This window comes from Kordia periserrulae, assembly GCF_003054265.1.
Taxonomy (GTDB): Bacteria; Bacteroidota; Bacteroidia; order Flavobacteriales; family Flavobacteriaceae; genus Kordia; species Kordia periserrulae.
In genome coordinates this window covers 362,068-376,625 of the sequence record NZ_QBKT01000004.1, presented here as the reverse complement: position 1 = coordinate 376,625, position 14,558 = coordinate 362,068, and the positions used below count along the sequence as shown (strand labels likewise).

Genomic DNA, 14,558 nt, shown 5'->3' with positions numbered 1-14,558 from the left:
AGAGATTACTGCTCGATTATTGGGTAAAAACCAACATTTTGCCTACATTTAAATAAATCAATAAAGAACCAAAAAAAAATCTCAATGAATATTTGTTTTTTAATGTATCCATGGGAAGATATCGATCCAGAAAATGATACAAGTTTAGCTTTAATCAAAGAATGTGTAAAAAGAGGACATGGTGTGGCAATGTGTTCACCTTCCAATTTAACAATTCGCGATAGTGTTACGAGTGCTTTTTGTACGGTTATCGGTAGAATGGATAAAGTGCCAAGTACATTAAAATCATTTTATGCAAAAGCACAGCTTAGAGAAGAAATGCTGCCTTTAGCGGGTTTTGATGTCGTATTCATGAGAGCCAATCCGCCATTAGATCCAATTATGTTGAACTTTTTGGATTCTGTGAAAGATGACGTGTTCATTGTGAATTCATTACAAGGAATGCGAGAAGCTAACAACAAATTATACACCGCAGCTTTTGGCGATGCGCATAGCAATATCATTCCAAACACACATGTGTCAAAGAATAAAGATTATTTGGTAGAGCAAATTAAAGAATCAAAATCTGATAAAATGATTCTAAAACCATTAAATGGTTTTGGTGGTTCGGGTGTGATTTTAATTGAAAGATCGGCAATGAACAATATTAAATCGTTGTTGGATTTTTATATTACAAACAGCGACGGAACGTCTAATTATGTGATTCTTCAAGATTATATAGAAGGCGCTGACCAAGGAGATGTTCGTATTTTACTGCTAAATGGAGAACCTATAGGAGCGATGCGTCGTGTGCCTGGAAATGACGATCACCGCTCAAACGTAAGTGCTGGTGGAAGTGTGCAAAAACATACCTTAACTAAAGCGGAAAAAGCGTTGTGTAAGCAAATTGGACCGAAATTGGTCAATGACGGACTCTACTTCGTAGGAATAGATGTCATTGGTGGTAAACTGGTAGAGGTCAATGTGATGTCGCCTGGTGGAATTACCTATATCAATAAAGTGTACAAAATACGTTTACAGGAAAAAGTAATCGATTTTATAGAAAGCAAGGTTGTAGACAAGTTACAAGCTTTTGACAGACGCGTACGACTTCGTAAAACCGTGGACGACGCCTAATGTACGTTCACTTAGAAAACCCAATAATTTCAGTAGATTGGTTGTGTGAAAACCTTTCCGCAACCAATCTTGTGATTTTAAACGGAACCATTCCAAAAGTCGTTAATGCTACATATCAAGCAGAAACGCATCAAATTTCTAACGCTCGTTTTTTTGATATCAAAAATACCTTTAGTGATACCGCTGCGCCTTTTCCCAATACGATGGTTGATGCAGTAACATTTACGAAGGAAGCACAAAAGCTAGGAATTAATCAAGATAGTGCAATTGTGGTGTATGATGAATTGGGTATCTACGCTTCGCCACGTGTTTGGTATATGTTCAAAACGATGGGATTTGACAATATTGCCGTTTTAAATGGCGGATTTCCTGCGTGGAAAGCAAGAAACTATCCGATAGAAGTCAAAAAAGTATATCAGGGTAATCACGGAAATTTTCAAGCAAAAAGTTCATTACACAGATTTAAAAATTATACCGCGATGCTTCAAATCGTGCAAGATGAAGCTGCTGTCATTTTAGATGCGCGTTCCGAGGCTCGTTTTACAGGGCAAGTTCCAGAACCGAGAAAAGGCTTGCGAAGCGGAACCATTCCAACCTCCAAAAATTTACCGTACACGGAGGTATTGCAAGATTATCATTTCAAATCAACAACAGACTTACAAAATATTTTTTCATCCTTCCAACACGAAAATTCACCATTTGTCTTTTCGTGCGGATCGGGAATTACAGCGTGTATTCTCGCGTTAGCAGCTGAACTTGCTGATTACACAGATTACGCAGTATACGACGGTTCGTGGACGGAATGGGGAACATTATACAATTAACACCTTCATTAGTAACTAACCAATTATCGCATGAATTTTCAAAAAATTAAAGATTTCGTTTATCAGAACATCGTGTATTTTGCTATGTACAACGTTTTGATACTCTTGGTACTTTTCATTATCGTGAACTTTTCGGACTTTTCAACAGGATTTGGCGCCATCACAACTGTAGATTATTTTATGTTTGATTATACGAAACTCTCGTATTTTGGAACAAAGCTATTTAGAACGGACATAGATTTACTGAGCAGTTTTTCATTATTTAGAGAAATATTTATTCCTGTATTTTATCTCATGATTATTGTTGCCATTGTGTTGTATTTCATTTCTAAAAAAACAGAGCAACGATTATTGCAATTCTGTATGTCTATTATGTTTATCTCAAACGCAATCATGGCTCTTCTATTAATTTTTGCCATTATAGGTTTGTTTTCTACGTTGGGCAATCGACCACTTTCAGAAGAAATAAGCATTTCAGGAATTTTCTTAACGTTTTTCTTTACACTATTCAAAATTTTAGTTACCGTGAGTGTTTGCTTTATCTATTTACGCGAAAGCAAAAAACGTGTCGTTCTAAGAACGTTGCCAGAAGAACAACTAGAAGTTTTGTTCTTAAAAGAAGGAAAAGTTGAAATTCCGTACCAACGCGCAACACGCGGTACACGTTTTTTAAACGTTTTTATTGATTCCGTCATCATTGTATTGGTCTTTTCTCCCATACTGATGCGAGAATTAAGAATCTTTTCAAGATATATAGAAGATGTAATGGGAGAAAACTTAGGATTGTATGTTGTTTCTTTAGTGACAGGAATTTTATACTATACTATTTTTGAAGGTTGCTTCCGAATGACACCAGCAAAATTCTTAACCAGCACGATTGTAACAGGATATACATCCTTGAAAACAAATTTTGGTCAAATTATTGGGCGTTCATTCTGTAGAAAAATTCCGTTTGAAGCTTTTTCTTTTTTTGGCGATATGGGCTGGCACGATCAATTACCAGAAACTACCGTCTCACGTTATGAAACAAATAAAAAATATACAAGTGTCATCACTACCGTTTTTATAATAGCTGCTATAATTATACTATTTGTTATGCTTAAAAACATGTTCCGCTTTTAATCGTATTTTTGCAGGATGAATGAAGAAGAAAAACAAGCACTACAAACAGAAATACTTGACACGCTAGTTGCTATTGAAAAACTACAACTCAAACGAAAAAGTTTACTCAAAGAAGCTAGTCTGTTAGGGATTATTGCGCTTGGTATTATGGGAATTGGCGCCTACGGAAGTGTTCAGGAATGGACGGAATTTCCAATTTTTCAAGGTGCGATTGCCGCAGGCGGAATTTTATTAGCCATAGCGTTTCGTCCGTTACAACAATGCAAACAGCAAATAGACCTTTACGAAAAAAAGTTGTCGGAATTGGAAACTTGGTTAAAAAAGAATAATTTAGAATATAAAGCAGACGTACGTGTTTCTCGTAATCAAAAAGGAGATTATGTGGTTCAAAAAAGTATCAAGCTTGCTACAATAAAATAAAAACGCATGGAAATTTACCAACATTGTTCATTTTGCGAGCATAAAAAATTTGACTTTACAACAGGAAATTTGTGTGGAATCACGAATAAAAAGGCAGATTTCATCCGTAAATGTCCTAAAATTGAGTTGAACATCAATGCAAAAAACGAAATTGCGAGAATCAACAAAGAATACAAAAAAATCCAAGATCAAAAAGTAGATGTGTTTGGACATTTAGTGATGTTCTCAATCATAGGTGTAGTCATCATGGTAGCAGATATTTTTTTAACGCAGTATTTGTATGATACTGGCTGGGTTTCTACCATAAGCATTATCGGAATTGGGATAGGAATGTCTGCAATAGTGTATGCATTTGCTCCTTTCTATAAATATCGAGAAGCAAACAGCGTTGCTAAAGACAAGAAAAAAGAGCTAGATAACTTTTTAGCCTTGTATGACTATGATTATGAGATTAATTTTGAAAAAGAAAACCCAGAAGCTGCTGTCAAATTATTTAGATCAAAACGATCAGCATAAGTAATCTTAAATTGTATATGAAAAAACTAACCATCGAGCAGATTATAACGAATATTCAAAATGAAGAACTGTTTGAAGCCGTTGCTTCCGATTATTCATTTACGATAAAAATAGACAAATACGTGCCGTATGCCTGTGGCGCGGTACACGACGGACATCAATTTAGACGCGAATTGTGGGAAAACTGCATGCACACGGAATACGATCGTTGGTTTGAAGAAGATCCTGCGACGAAAGAAATGGTACAAACGCATCCGATTGTGATTGCAGGCATGGATTCTCGCTTTGAATACGACTTGAATCGTGCACCAGAAAGTGCCATTTACGAAGATGCTTGGGGAAAACAACTGTGGCATTCACCGTTGCCAGATGCGATGAAACAGAAAAGTTTAGACAAACACGCCAATTTTTACAAAGTAGTACACGCGTTAATTGCCAAATTGGAAGAAAAATTTGGCGTTTGTGTGGTGTACGACATGCATTCGTACAATTGGAAACGCTGGACGCGCGAAGTACCAACCTTCAATTTGGGAACGTCTAATGTTGACAATGAACGTTTTGGAAGCATCATAGAATTGTGGCGAAAAATGCTTTCAGAAATCAAATTGCCTAATGGAATTGCTTCAACCTCAAAAATTAACGATACTTTTCAAGGAAATGGCTATTTTTTAAAGTTTATTACGGAGCATTTTAGCAATACCTTAGTTTTGGCAACTGAAGTAAAAAAGATATATTGCGACGAAATTGAGCAAATCATGTTCCCCGAAGTTGTTGCTGCGGTTGAAGAAGCGTTAAAAACGCTCATTCCGCAACATGCAGACGGCTTTTACCAACAATATAGCTAAGAAAAAGACGTACGATGAAGGATATTAATGTAGCCAGTAAAGTAGTTATTGATATTGACAACAATATCAACGAAGTTGTTAAAAAGATTGAATTACTCAGTTATGTCAATCCGTTAAATATAGAAGAAGAAAAAGAAAAATTCTTCAAGTCAAAATACCTAAAAGATCCGAAGTTCAAATATCCAAAAATGGATTTTGATCGTTTTCAACTCCATCGCGAACTCATTTCACAACCTATTGAATACATAGAAGATGAAAATATTCGCGAGTTATATGAAGATGTTATTTATGCGTATTCAGGCTTGGTACAGTGTATTCAAACGATAGGAACGAAACGAAAGTTTTATTACAATAGTCTGCGTTCGTTCGGAACACCAAAAGAGCAAGATGTAGAAAACGCAAAGTTTATTCTGCATTTTGAAGATGAAGATCCTTCCGAAGCACAATTTCAGCCTAAATATTCTCCCAAAGAAACTGAAAAATTATTTCGTGATTATTCTAAACAATACGATTTTAGCTATCACATTAAGTTTTCAAAAGACATGAGCGCCATTGCCATGGTGCTGAACAACTTTCAAACACTAGTTATCAACGAAAAACACACCTTTTCGGATAATGAAATTGCGGTGTTGACCAATCATGAAATTGGCGTACACATGGTGACTACCATGAACGGATTGTTGCATCCGCTTAAAATATTTTCCAACGGTTTTCCCAATTATGAAGAAACTCAAGAAGGTTTGGCGGTATTTTCAGAATATATGAGTAATAATTTGACGGTAAAACGCTTAAAAGAACTGGCATATCGCGTGATTGCAGTCAACAGTTTGGCAAAAGGCTATTCGTTTTCGGAAACCTTTCGAATGTTTGTCAACAATTACGATTTAGACCGAGAAACTGCTTTTAACATTTCCGTGCGCGCACATCGCGGTGGTGGATTTACAAAAGATTATCTGTATCTCACGGGACTGAAAAAAATCTATAACTACTACAAATCGGGTAAAGACATGAAACCGTTACTTCGCGGAAAAATAGCCTTAGATTATTTAGAAAATATAGATTCCCTTGTCAAAAACGGATACGCAGTCGATTCCAAGCACATTACTGATTCGTACATGGAAAACAAAAACACCAACAAAACCGTTGATTTCATTTTGGAGAATTTGAAGTAAGACATTGGTTTGGTGTTGGGTGTTAGGTGTTAGGTGTTCAGGACTTAAACTGTTTCTTTTTATAAAATGCAGTAGAGTTCACAAACTTTTGCTATCTTAAAGTTTTAAAAGTTAGCATACATGTCATATTGGGCACTTGGGATTTTTATTTTTATCATTATTTATATTCTTGCAAATGTAATTCTCTACTTTTTGCAAGAACGCTTTATTTTTAAGGCAGAAAAATTGCCAAGTGATTTTAAATTTGACTACGAAAACCAAATTTTTGATGAATATAATATTGAAGTCGATCCTGGTGTGAATATCAACGGAATCCACTTTAAAGTCCGCAAACCGAAAGGTGTGGTGTTGTATTTAAAAGGAAACTCCAGAAGCATTAAAGGTTGGGGAAAGTTTGCAGTCGATTTTACCCGTCACGGATTTGATGTATTGATGGTAGATTATCGTGGCTATGGAAAAAGTACCGGAAAACGTACCGAAAAAGGCATCAAAAAAGATTTGCAATATGTGTACGACCGACTGAAAGAACAAGTTGATGAACAATATATTACACTGTACGGACGTTCGTTAGGCTCAGGATTTGCTACCAAACTCGCTTCTAGTAACAATCCGAGATTGCTGATTTTAGACGCGCCGTATTACAGCGTCAAACACATAACCAAACGATTTTTGCCTATCATGCCGATGTCGCTTATTTTACGTTTTCCTGTGAAAACCTATCGTTGGATTGAATATGTAAAATGTCCGATAAAAATCATTCATGGTACGAGTGACAAACTCATTCCGTTTAAAACGAGCGTAAAACTCTCCAAAATCAATCCTGAATGGACGCGCTTGTATCCTGTGATTGATGGCGGACATAACAATTTGCATACGTTTCCGCAGTATCATCGTTTCTTGGAAGAAATTCTACATTCGGAATTACCCAAAGAAATTGACCCGAAAAACTCTAGTTTGAATTTTAGAAGAAAAAAAGTCTAGATGAAGTTTCTAAAACGTGTCAGTATTGCGCTCATTGCCGTATATTTGTTGCTTATTTGTATGATAACTGCATTTCAAGAAAAAATAATATTCCGAAGCGAAACACTACCGCAAGATCACGTATTTACGTCGTCGATACCTTTTGAAGAATTATATTTAAAAGCGTCTGACGATGCCATTATACATGGATTACATTACCAACAGCCAAACCCAAAAGGCGTTATTTTATATTTTCATGGAAATGCGCGTACGATAGATTATTGGGGACAATGGGCAGAAACGTTAGCTACAAAATATAAATATGATGTAGTAATCATGGACTATCGCGGTTATGGGAAAAGTGTAGGAGAGCGCAGTCATGGACAAATGTTGGCAGATGCTTTGTTGTTTTATGACTATGCACGTACAAAGTTTGAAGAAGAAGATATTACCATTTTCGGTCGCTCACTTGGTGGCGCTTTTGCGACGCACACGGCAACAAAACGTAACGCCAAGCAATTACTTTTAGAATCTACATTTACGAGTGTATACGATATAGGAAAACAACGCTTTTGGTTTTTACCGCTAAAATGGTTGTTACGCTATCCTTTTCAAAACATAAAAAACGTACAACACATCAAAATGCCAACGCATATCATTCACGGAACAGAAGATGCGGTAGTACCTTATAAACACGGTCAAAAGCTCTATAAAAAGGCTGCTAGCAATAACAAACAATTCTACACCATCCAAAACGGCGCTCACAACGATTTGATAAGCTTTGAAGACTATTTTAAAGCATTAGACGCGATTTTTCTTTAGCATCGCTGCGCTCAATTCAAAGATTTTAAAATTCAATATTCAACATACCTAAAAGCGAAGTAGTCTTACAAAAAAAGCTTTTTGGGTTCTTTTTACACTGCTACAAAACATTGTAGAGGCAAAGAATAATGCTTTTTTTAGGCTATACGCGTTAACTTTTATAGGGATGTACAATTTGTACACTACACAAACAAAAATGCGCTGACTTTTAAAGAACTTTTTTGATTGTCTACGCATCACACAGTATGAAAGCGATGTGTTTTTTTATCAAATTAAACAACCATTCAATTTTGTAAACCTTTATCGGTAAAGATGTTTTTGCAAACTTTTCTTACTTGCTTTAGGGTAGAAATAAACGGCCATTTATTCAAAAAGGGGAAGCCGAAAAACTACTAGAGTAGGCACTACTAAAAATGTATTTCATCATGAAAAAACGAGAATTCAAATCAAATTTGCTATTTAAAAAGTCTGTAATTTCAAATTTTAACGGTACAAAACTAAAAGGGGGAACTATCGGAATTGAATCTGCTGACAGACTGCATTGTGAAACGGAAGATTGTACACAAAACTGTGTTACTGCCTTGTACACTAATTGTTATCAGTGTCCAAACACCACATGCTAGTCACCAACAAAAGTGGAAGCTGAAAAACTTACGAGTAGGCATAAATTTTTAATTACATCATCATGAAAAAACAAAAAATTGAAAAAACGTTAAAAATGAACAAATCAAGCATTGCTAGCTTGTCAAATAAAGAATTAAACATGCTTAAAGGAGGTTCGGCCGTAGCGCATTTATGTCCGACATTTATTCCGTATTTATGTTTAATTACCGAGCGCTCATGCACGTTCACAGAAACATATCATACGTGTCCAGTGTAATATAATTGTAAATCATTAAAACCAAAAGATTATGAAAAAACAAATCAAAAAATCATCGTTAGAAATTAAAAAAGCTACCATTGCACAATTACACGATAAGCAAGTAGACGCTGTAAAAGGAGGTTCAACCATTTCAACTTCGGTATTGGCAGCATTATGTGCTACTATTAATCCGTTAGATTGTACGATGAGTGCGTATTGTGCGTACTAGTATTAATTAATTCGCTAATCCAAATGTAAAGGGACAACTCCAAACTTCGGTTTGGAGTTGTTTTTTTATGAAATGTATGCTGAAACTAGAGAATTCACAATTTTTGAATGATTTTCTGTCTTCTACAGCCAAAAACTAAACTTTTAGTACATTGCGGAAAATTTTTCACATGTGTGACATCTACATTTACATACTTCTCGGACTCGCTGTTGGTTATATTGGTGGATTTGCAGGCATTGGTGGCGGTCCGTTTTTAGTGTCGTTTCTGGTTTTATACTGTGGAATGTCGCAATTGGCGGCGCAAGGAAATGTATTGACCATGATGCTTGGTCCAATGAGTTTACTCGGTGTTATGTCGCTTTATCCGTATGTAAAACAGCAATGGTTGCATATTGTCGTCGGTGTCATTTCCTATTGTGTATGCTCGTATTTTGGAGCTGTATTCGCTTTTTACATTGGAGAAACTAGTTTAAAATATTACTTCGCTGTATTATTAATCATTATTGCGTTATTGCAATTCAAATCGTTTGTTCAAAAGAACGCGAAAGAACCACACAAAGATCAAATTTCTGTCTATTGGATTGCTATTTTAGCAGCTGTGACGGGAATTTTAGGCGGATTATTTGGAATAGGAGCAGGCGTACTCATGGTGCCAATTCTAATCGGTGTTTTTAAACTAAAAAAAGAATTTGCCCGTTCACTGAGTTTGGCAATTCTAATTCCGCCAGTTAGTTATGGTGCGTTTTTAAAATACAATCTAGAAAGTCCTGTTGATTGGCAATTGGTCGGAATTTTATTCGGAACCTACTTTATCGCAAACTTCTTCGGAGCCAAAATGGGCAGCAAAACCTCAGGAAAAACGTTTACGTTGATTTATGGCGTAATTTTACTTTCAATTGCTACAATTTATTTGGTGTAAGGTGAAGGAAATAGTCTTTTGTTTAAGAATTTGATTTATAAGACTTAAAGAAAAATCTAAGCGTTACGCACGTAAAATACTTAAAACTGTTGTTTCATCCTAAAAAACATTCAAATCATCTAAAAATAGCATATTAATTATTTCAATTATTAACTATTTTCTTTATATTAAATACTTTTGATAGATAAATCAACAACATATATGAAATATATTTTCCCCTTATTATTTCTTTGTTTTTCAGTGACTTATTCCCAAATAGGAATCAATACAACTACTGTAGAAGATGGTGTTGCATTAAAAATAGAAAGCTCTGATGAGGGTATTTTAATTCCTCGAGTTTCTCTAACTGCAAAAAATAATTTGTCACCATTCACTACAGCTCCTCCAACAAGTACACTGATATATAATACCCAAACATCTGGTACATTTCCTAACAATGTTGTCCCTGGATTTTATTATTGGGATGGCTCTGTATGGCGTCCTATCAATGATACTAAAATTAGTAAAACAACAAAATTTTCTAACAACAGTACTTCTACAAACTTCAATACATCAGGCGGTGTTGATATTGATATTTTCAATAGTTTGCAATGGAACGAGGATACTGCGTTATACAATAAAATAAACAATACTCAACTGGAAATCCTTGAAACAGGATTGTATCGAGTTACATGTAATTTATCATTGGTTACAAGTGATATCGAGCGCTATATTTATACAAGTTTAAGACTCGATACTACTGATGTTGGAGATAGAATACATGGAGTAGGTCCAGAAGATTCGGGAGGTAATGATAAATTTTCAATACATTTTTCTCAAATAATTCAAATAAATGCAGGGCAAATATTAAAACTTCGATCGTACAGAGATGGAAGTAGTGCTACCATAACATTTGACAGCTTAGGAACTTCTAGCATACTAGTTGAACGTGTTAGATAAACGACAAACAGTATATAATTTTAATAAAACAATAATAACATACTTTTTTATACAAAGTGAAACCCTATGATGATAAACACCATAAAAATAAAATTTTTTATTGGTCTATTACTTCTTTTATTTAGTAATGAAATTTATGCACAATTGCTAGTACAAGACGATGCGTATATATTTGTAAACGATCGCGTATTGTTTGTGGGAGACGATGTAAACTTACAAAGCACAGATGCTAAAATATATCTCAGGGACAATAGTCAATTGATTCAAGGAGATGGTACTACAGGAAATGCTGGAACAGGTCAACTAAGTGTCTACCAAAGTGGAACGACACATGAATATGCGTATAATTATTGGTGCTCTCCAGTAGGGAATAACTCAGCAGCTTTAGGAAATGAAAATTTTAGAATAAACCTCATTGACGATGCTACTGGTTTAACGACAAGTTCAGATGCACTTTTCACCTCTTATAATGGCTCTTCGAGTCCATTAACCATTGCAAGTTATTGGATATATACTTTTGAAAATGCCACTGAATACAGCGAATGGTTTTATAGAGGAAATACAGGTACTATTGCTCCTGGACTCGGTTTTACAATGAAAGGAACTAGTGGTTCTGGCAATAATCAATTGTATGACTTTAGAGGAAAACCCAATAATGGAACTATTTCAAATAGCGTGACTGCTGAAGAATGGACGTTGGTAGGTAATCCGTATCCTTCTGCAATGGATGCGTTAGATTATATTCACGATACAGACAATGCCGCCGCTATTACAGGAACCTTATACTATTGGGAGCAAGATTTAAGTGTATTATCTCACTTTGTTGCTGATTATGTTGGCGGGTATGCAACCTATACTATAAACGCAGCAGGAACCTTAGAAACATTCATTCCTGCGACTTTTGATACGTATAATTCTGATGGCTCTCTGAACACTGTTGGTTCTAATAGTACCAGTGGTAAAAGAGCTCGACGTTATATTCCTATCGGGCAAGGATTTATGGTAGAAGGAAGTAGTTCGACAACAGGAATCGTTCAAACAAAAAATTCACATCGAGAGTATTACAAGCAAACAGGAGCTGACAGTGAATTTTTTAGAATGTCAAACCAAGATGATGTTGGTTTTATTGAAAATGATAGTGCTACAGAAGATAATGCTACCACAACTAATTCAGTACTGAATCCTTATGGTGTAGTTCCAGAAGCATACAAGCGCTTTCGCTTAAATGTAGATTTTAATGATGTGTATACGCGACAGTTGGTGCAAACATTTCATGGCACAGAAGCAACTACAGGATTTGACTATGGACTAGAATCCAAAAGTCCTTCAACAATTGCGAAAGATGCATATTGGTTAATAGAAAATGAACCTTATGTTGCTCAGGCATTGCCTTTTGCAAGTAATATGACAATTCCGCTTCACATTCAACTCGATGACGATAGTGTATTGCGAATTCGCATTTTTGATATTCAAAATTTTGATGCAAATCAATCAATATATTTGCTTGATAATGAAGCGAATACTTATACAGACTTGAAAGTATTACCTTTTGAAATAACGCTTCCGCAAGGCGAATATCACGATAGATTTCAAATTGTGTTCAATCAAGCAACTTTGCTAAGTACAGATGATTTGATACTTACTGATGTACAAATCACACAAGACAATCTAAATCATAAAATTTACATTCACAATCCAGAAAGGTACAACCTTAAAGAAATTGCTTTATATGATATTTTAGGGAAAAAAATAAAGCTTCAACAATTTTCAGATGCGAAAAATCTATACGAATTGGATACCAATACGTTAACTGATGGTGTATATATTATTCACATCTTAGCATCAGATTATAGGAAGGTTTCTAAAAAAATAATTATAAAAAAGTAAGCAATAAATATTTCTAGTTTCGTTTGGCACATTCAGAAAATACACAAAGTCTTATAAATACTAGGATTTCTTTGTAACTTAAAGAACCATAAAACCCCGAAAATGACCGATATGGTTCAAAAATGGGGTTTTCTTTTTTCTATGACTATGATAATACAAAGAATTTCCGATTTACAAACACCGTTTATCTCTTTTTTCAATATCTGAAAATTACACGCTGTTTTATGAGCGTTTTTTACAAAGTGATTTAGGCAAGATTTATACAACTATTTCTTGGGACGATTTGGTAGCCACTTTTACTATTAAGGAACATAGACTGGGCAGAAATATGCTTTTCAGTCCCAAAGGTAGGATTGCGCTAATGTTTTTAAAACATTATGCATGTTGTGGTGACAAACGACTTATAGAACAACTCAACGGCAATGTTGACTATCAATTTTCTATTAGAAGAAAAACCCTCTTATTTTTACGGTTTTACTAGAACGCATCTTTATATTATTGTTGTATAATTGGTAAACCAAATTGGTTTACCAATTTGGTTTACCAATAAATAATTAACCATAAACCAAAATCATGAAGTATTTTTTAGTACAACAACATCAAAAATTAGTGAAAATCACCATGCTCATCGCTTTTATGCTATGCTTTTCATGTCAAACAGACGAATTAATACAAGTAGAAGAAGAAGCTGCCATTGTTGATAATGGAAAAGTTCCATTAACTGCAAAAAACGGTGAAATTATCCCAATTAGCGTTTCTGCCAATGGCGATGACGGAAACGTTCCGCAGAATACACTAGATGGGAATTTAGGAACACGCTGGTCGTCCAACGGCTATGACGGAAAGTATATTACCTACGATTTAGGTTCGGTAAAATCGGTTTCGTCAGTAAAATTAGCCTTTTACAAAGGAGATCAGCGAAAAGCGTATTTTAAAATCAGAGTAGGAACTTCTATTTACAATTTACAAACGGTTGTAGATAAAAAATCTTCAGGAAGTAGTGGAAACACAACTGGTTTAGAAACCTATACGTTCAATGCTGTCGATGTGCGTTATGTGCGAATTTCGTGTTTTGGAAATTCTTCAAGTTCTTGGAATAGTATTACGGAGACCGAAATCTACGGAAGTGGAGGAACTAATGGAAACGGAGATTCTCCAGGAGATAATTTAGGACTAACTTCTAATGATTGGAAACTGAACGGGTTCACAGGAAGCCCAGGACCTAATGCAACGTATAGAGATAATGTTTTAGCTGCTACAGGAGAAACATTTGGTACGTATAATGATCCAAATTATTTCTACACGGATGGTGAATGGACATTTTTTAAATGCTACAGAGGTTTGGGAGGTTCTGAAAATTCTGGAAATCCTAGAGTTGAATTACGAGAAATGAGCAATGGAAACTTAGCAAGCTGGAATGGCGGTTCAGGAAATAACACCATGACCTTTACCGTGAGAGTAGACAGATTGCCTCAAGATGCCGACAATAATGGTGGCGTTTTGTGTTTTGCCCAAATTCACGGACCTTCAAGTACCGTTGATGATGTCATTAGAGTACAATTTATAGGAGATGAAAATCAAACTTCTGGAGGTGTACGCATGAAAATTAGCGGATATATTACCGAAGATGTACAAGGAAGTAGTTTGATAATTGATAATGGCTATCAACTCAATACAAGTTACACTTTTAAAATCTCTTACAACAACGGAGTTGTAAAGGTGTTTGATGGATCAAATGAAATCTTTTCACAAGCAATCGGTACCAATACTTCAGGAAACTATTTTAAAGTTGGAAACTATTTGCAATCGGTTCAAGGTGCAAGTTATACAGGTTCTCATGGAGTTGTTCGAATTAAAGACTTGAGTATTACGCATTAATTCATTTTGCCGAATTAGCGCAAAAAAACTCCCAATAGTATATTTAT

Annotated in this window: 16 protein-coding genes; all 16 read left to right on the top strand. The window is 35.2% G+C overall.

The features are described 5' to 3' along the window. The first annotated feature begins 84 nt into the window (after positions 1-84). The 16 genes from gshB (at position 85) to C8N46_RS10465 (ending at position 14,511) form a co-directional block, all read left to right on the top strand. Positions 85-1,116, top strand: a complete 1,032-nt coding sequence (gene gshB, locus C8N46_RS10535; protein ID WP_108114854.1) for a glutathione synthase — start codon at positions 85-87, stop codon at positions 1,114-1,116. Further along, positions 1,116-1,940 (top strand): sulfurtransferase, encoded by an 825-nt coding sequence (locus C8N46_RS10530; protein WP_108114853.1) that lies wholly within the window; start codon positions 1,116-1,118, stop codon positions 1,938-1,940. Before gshB ends, C8N46_RS10530 begins: the two co-directional genes overlap by 1 nt. Positions 1,941-1,970: 30 nt before the next feature. Beyond that, positions 1,971-3,062 carry an RDD family protein gene (locus tag C8N46_RS10525; RefSeq protein ID WP_108114852.1) on the top strand — a complete coding sequence of 364 codons (1,092 nt, stop codon included), beginning with the start codon at positions 1,971-1,973 and terminating at the stop codon, positions 3,060-3,062. Between the two features lie 15 nt (positions 3,063-3,077). Continuing rightward, a complete protein-coding gene (locus C8N46_RS10520; protein WP_108114851.1) occupies positions 3,078-3,482 on the top strand; it encodes a hypothetical protein in 405 nt (134 codons plus the stop codon). A gap of 6 nt (positions 3,483-3,488) precedes the next feature. After that, positions 3,489-3,998 carry a hypothetical protein gene (locus C8N46_RS10515; RefSeq protein WP_108114850.1) on the top strand — a complete coding sequence of 170 codons (510 nt, stop codon included), beginning with the start codon at positions 3,489-3,491 and terminating at the stop codon, positions 3,996-3,998. Between the two features lie 17 nt (positions 3,999-4,015). Further along, on the top strand, positions 4,016-4,843 hold the full coding sequence (locus tag C8N46_RS10510) for an N-formylglutamate amidohydrolase (protein ID WP_108114849.1): 828 nt from the start codon (positions 4,016-4,018) through the stop codon (positions 4,841-4,843). A gap of 14 nt (positions 4,844-4,857) precedes the next feature. Further along, positions 4,858-6,015 carry a flavohemoglobin expression-modulating QEGLA motif protein gene (locus tag C8N46_RS10505; protein WP_108114848.1) on the top strand — a complete coding sequence of 386 codons (1,158 nt, stop codon included), beginning with the start codon at positions 4,858-4,860 and terminating at the stop codon, positions 6,013-6,015. Between the two features lie 120 nt (positions 6,016-6,135). Further along, the gene (locus tag C8N46_RS10500) at positions 6,136-6,996 is read left to right on the top strand and encodes an alpha/beta hydrolase (RefSeq protein ID WP_108114847.1); all 861 of its coding nucleotides are present in this window, start codon (positions 6,136-6,138) and stop codon (positions 6,994-6,996) included. After that, entirely contained in the window at positions 6,997-7,797 is an 801-nt protein-coding gene (locus C8N46_RS10495; protein WP_108114846.1) for an alpha/beta hydrolase, read from the top strand. Positions 7,798-8,222: 425 nt separating this feature from the next. Next, complete coding sequence (locus tag C8N46_RS20135; protein WP_146169791.1) at positions 8,223-8,420, top strand: hypothetical protein; 198 nt, start codon at positions 8,223-8,225, stop codon at positions 8,418-8,420. A 62-nt stretch (positions 8,421-8,482) separates the two neighbouring features. Then, entirely contained in the window at positions 8,483-8,677 is a 195-nt protein-coding gene (locus tag C8N46_RS10490; RefSeq protein WP_108114845.1) for a TIGR04149 family rSAM-modified RiPP, read from the top strand. A gap of 31 nt (positions 8,678-8,708) precedes the next feature. Next, positions 8,709-8,888, top strand: coding sequence for a class I lanthipeptide (locus C8N46_RS10485; protein ID WP_108114844.1), 180 nt, complete (start codon positions 8,709-8,711; stop codon positions 8,886-8,888). A gap of 169 nt (positions 8,889-9,057) precedes the next feature. Further along, positions 9,058-9,807 (top strand): sulfite exporter TauE/SafE family protein, encoded by a 750-nt coding sequence (locus C8N46_RS10480; RefSeq protein ID WP_108114843.1) that lies wholly within the window; start codon positions 9,058-9,060, stop codon positions 9,805-9,807. A gap of 201 nt (positions 9,808-10,008) precedes the next feature. Further along, complete coding sequence (locus C8N46_RS10475; RefSeq protein WP_108114842.1) at positions 10,009-10,746, top strand: hypothetical protein; 738 nt, start codon at positions 10,009-10,011, stop codon at positions 10,744-10,746. A gap of 66 nt (positions 10,747-10,812) precedes the next feature. Next, on the top strand, positions 10,813-12,633 hold the full coding sequence (locus C8N46_RS10470) for a T9SS type A sorting domain-containing protein (protein WP_108114841.1): 1,821 nt from the start codon (positions 10,813-10,815) through the stop codon (positions 12,631-12,633). A gap of 573 nt (positions 12,634-13,206) precedes the next feature. Continuing rightward, the gene (locus C8N46_RS10465; protein ID WP_108114840.1) at positions 13,207-14,511 is read left to right on the top strand and encodes a polysaccharide lyase family 7 protein; all 1,305 of its coding nucleotides are present in this window, start codon (positions 13,207-13,209) and stop codon (positions 14,509-14,511) included. The last annotated feature ends 47 nt before the right edge of the window (positions 14,512-14,558 follow it).

Bases quoted from the DNA above. Each gene is read 5' to 3' on its own strand.
- gshB (WP_108114854.1), top strand. From the start codon at position 85: ATGAATATTTGTTTTTTAATGTATCCATGGGAAGATATCGATCCAGAA.
- C8N46_RS10490 (WP_108114845.1), top strand. From the start codon at position 8,483: ATGAAAAAACAAAAAATTGAAAAAACGTTAAAAATGAACAAATCAAGC.
- C8N46_RS10495 (WP_108114846.1), top strand. From the start codon at position 6,997: ATGAAGTTTCTAAAACGTGTCAGTATTGCGCTCATTGCCGTATATTTG.
- C8N46_RS10500 (WP_108114847.1), top strand. From the start codon at position 6,136: ATGTCATATTGGGCACTTGGGATTTTTATTTTTATCATTATTTATATT.
- C8N46_RS10465 (WP_108114840.1), top strand. From the start codon at position 13,207: ATGAAGTATTTTTTAGTACAACAACATCAAAAATTAGTGAAAATCACC.
- C8N46_RS10475 (WP_108114842.1), top strand. From the start codon at position 10,009: ATGAAATATATTTTCCCCTTATTATTTCTTTGTTTTTCAGTGACTTAT.
- C8N46_RS10520 (WP_108114851.1), top strand. From the start codon at position 3,078: ATGAATGAAGAAGAAAAACAAGCACTACAAACAGAAATACTTGACACG.
- C8N46_RS10485 (WP_108114844.1), top strand. From the start codon at position 8,709: ATGAAAAAACAAATCAAAAAATCATCGTTAGAAATTAAAAAAGCTACC.
- C8N46_RS10530 (WP_108114853.1), top strand. From the start codon at position 1,116: ATGTACGTTCACTTAGAAAACCCAATAATTTCAGTAGATTGGTTGTGT.
- C8N46_RS10505 (WP_108114848.1), top strand. From the start codon at position 4,858: ATGAAGGATATTAATGTAGCCAGTAAAGTAGTTATTGATATTGACAAC.
- C8N46_RS10525 (WP_108114852.1), top strand. From the start codon at position 1,971: ATGAATTTTCAAAAAATTAAAGATTTCGTTTATCAGAACATCGTGTAT.
- C8N46_RS10470 (WP_108114841.1), top strand. From the start codon at position 10,813: ATGATGATAAACACCATAAAAATAAAATTTTTTATTGGTCTATTACTT.
- C8N46_RS20135 (WP_146169791.1), top strand. From the start codon at position 8,223: ATGAAAAAACGAGAATTCAAATCAAATTTGCTATTTAAAAAGTCTGTA.
- C8N46_RS10480 (WP_108114843.1), top strand. From the start codon at position 9,058: ATGTGTGACATCTACATTTACATACTTCTCGGACTCGCTGTTGGTTAT.
- C8N46_RS10510 (WP_108114849.1), top strand. From the start codon at position 4,016: ATGAAAAAACTAACCATCGAGCAGATTATAACGAATATTCAAAATGAA.
- C8N46_RS10515 (WP_108114850.1), top strand. From the start codon at position 3,489: ATGGAAATTTACCAACATTGTTCATTTTGCGAGCATAAAAAATTTGAC.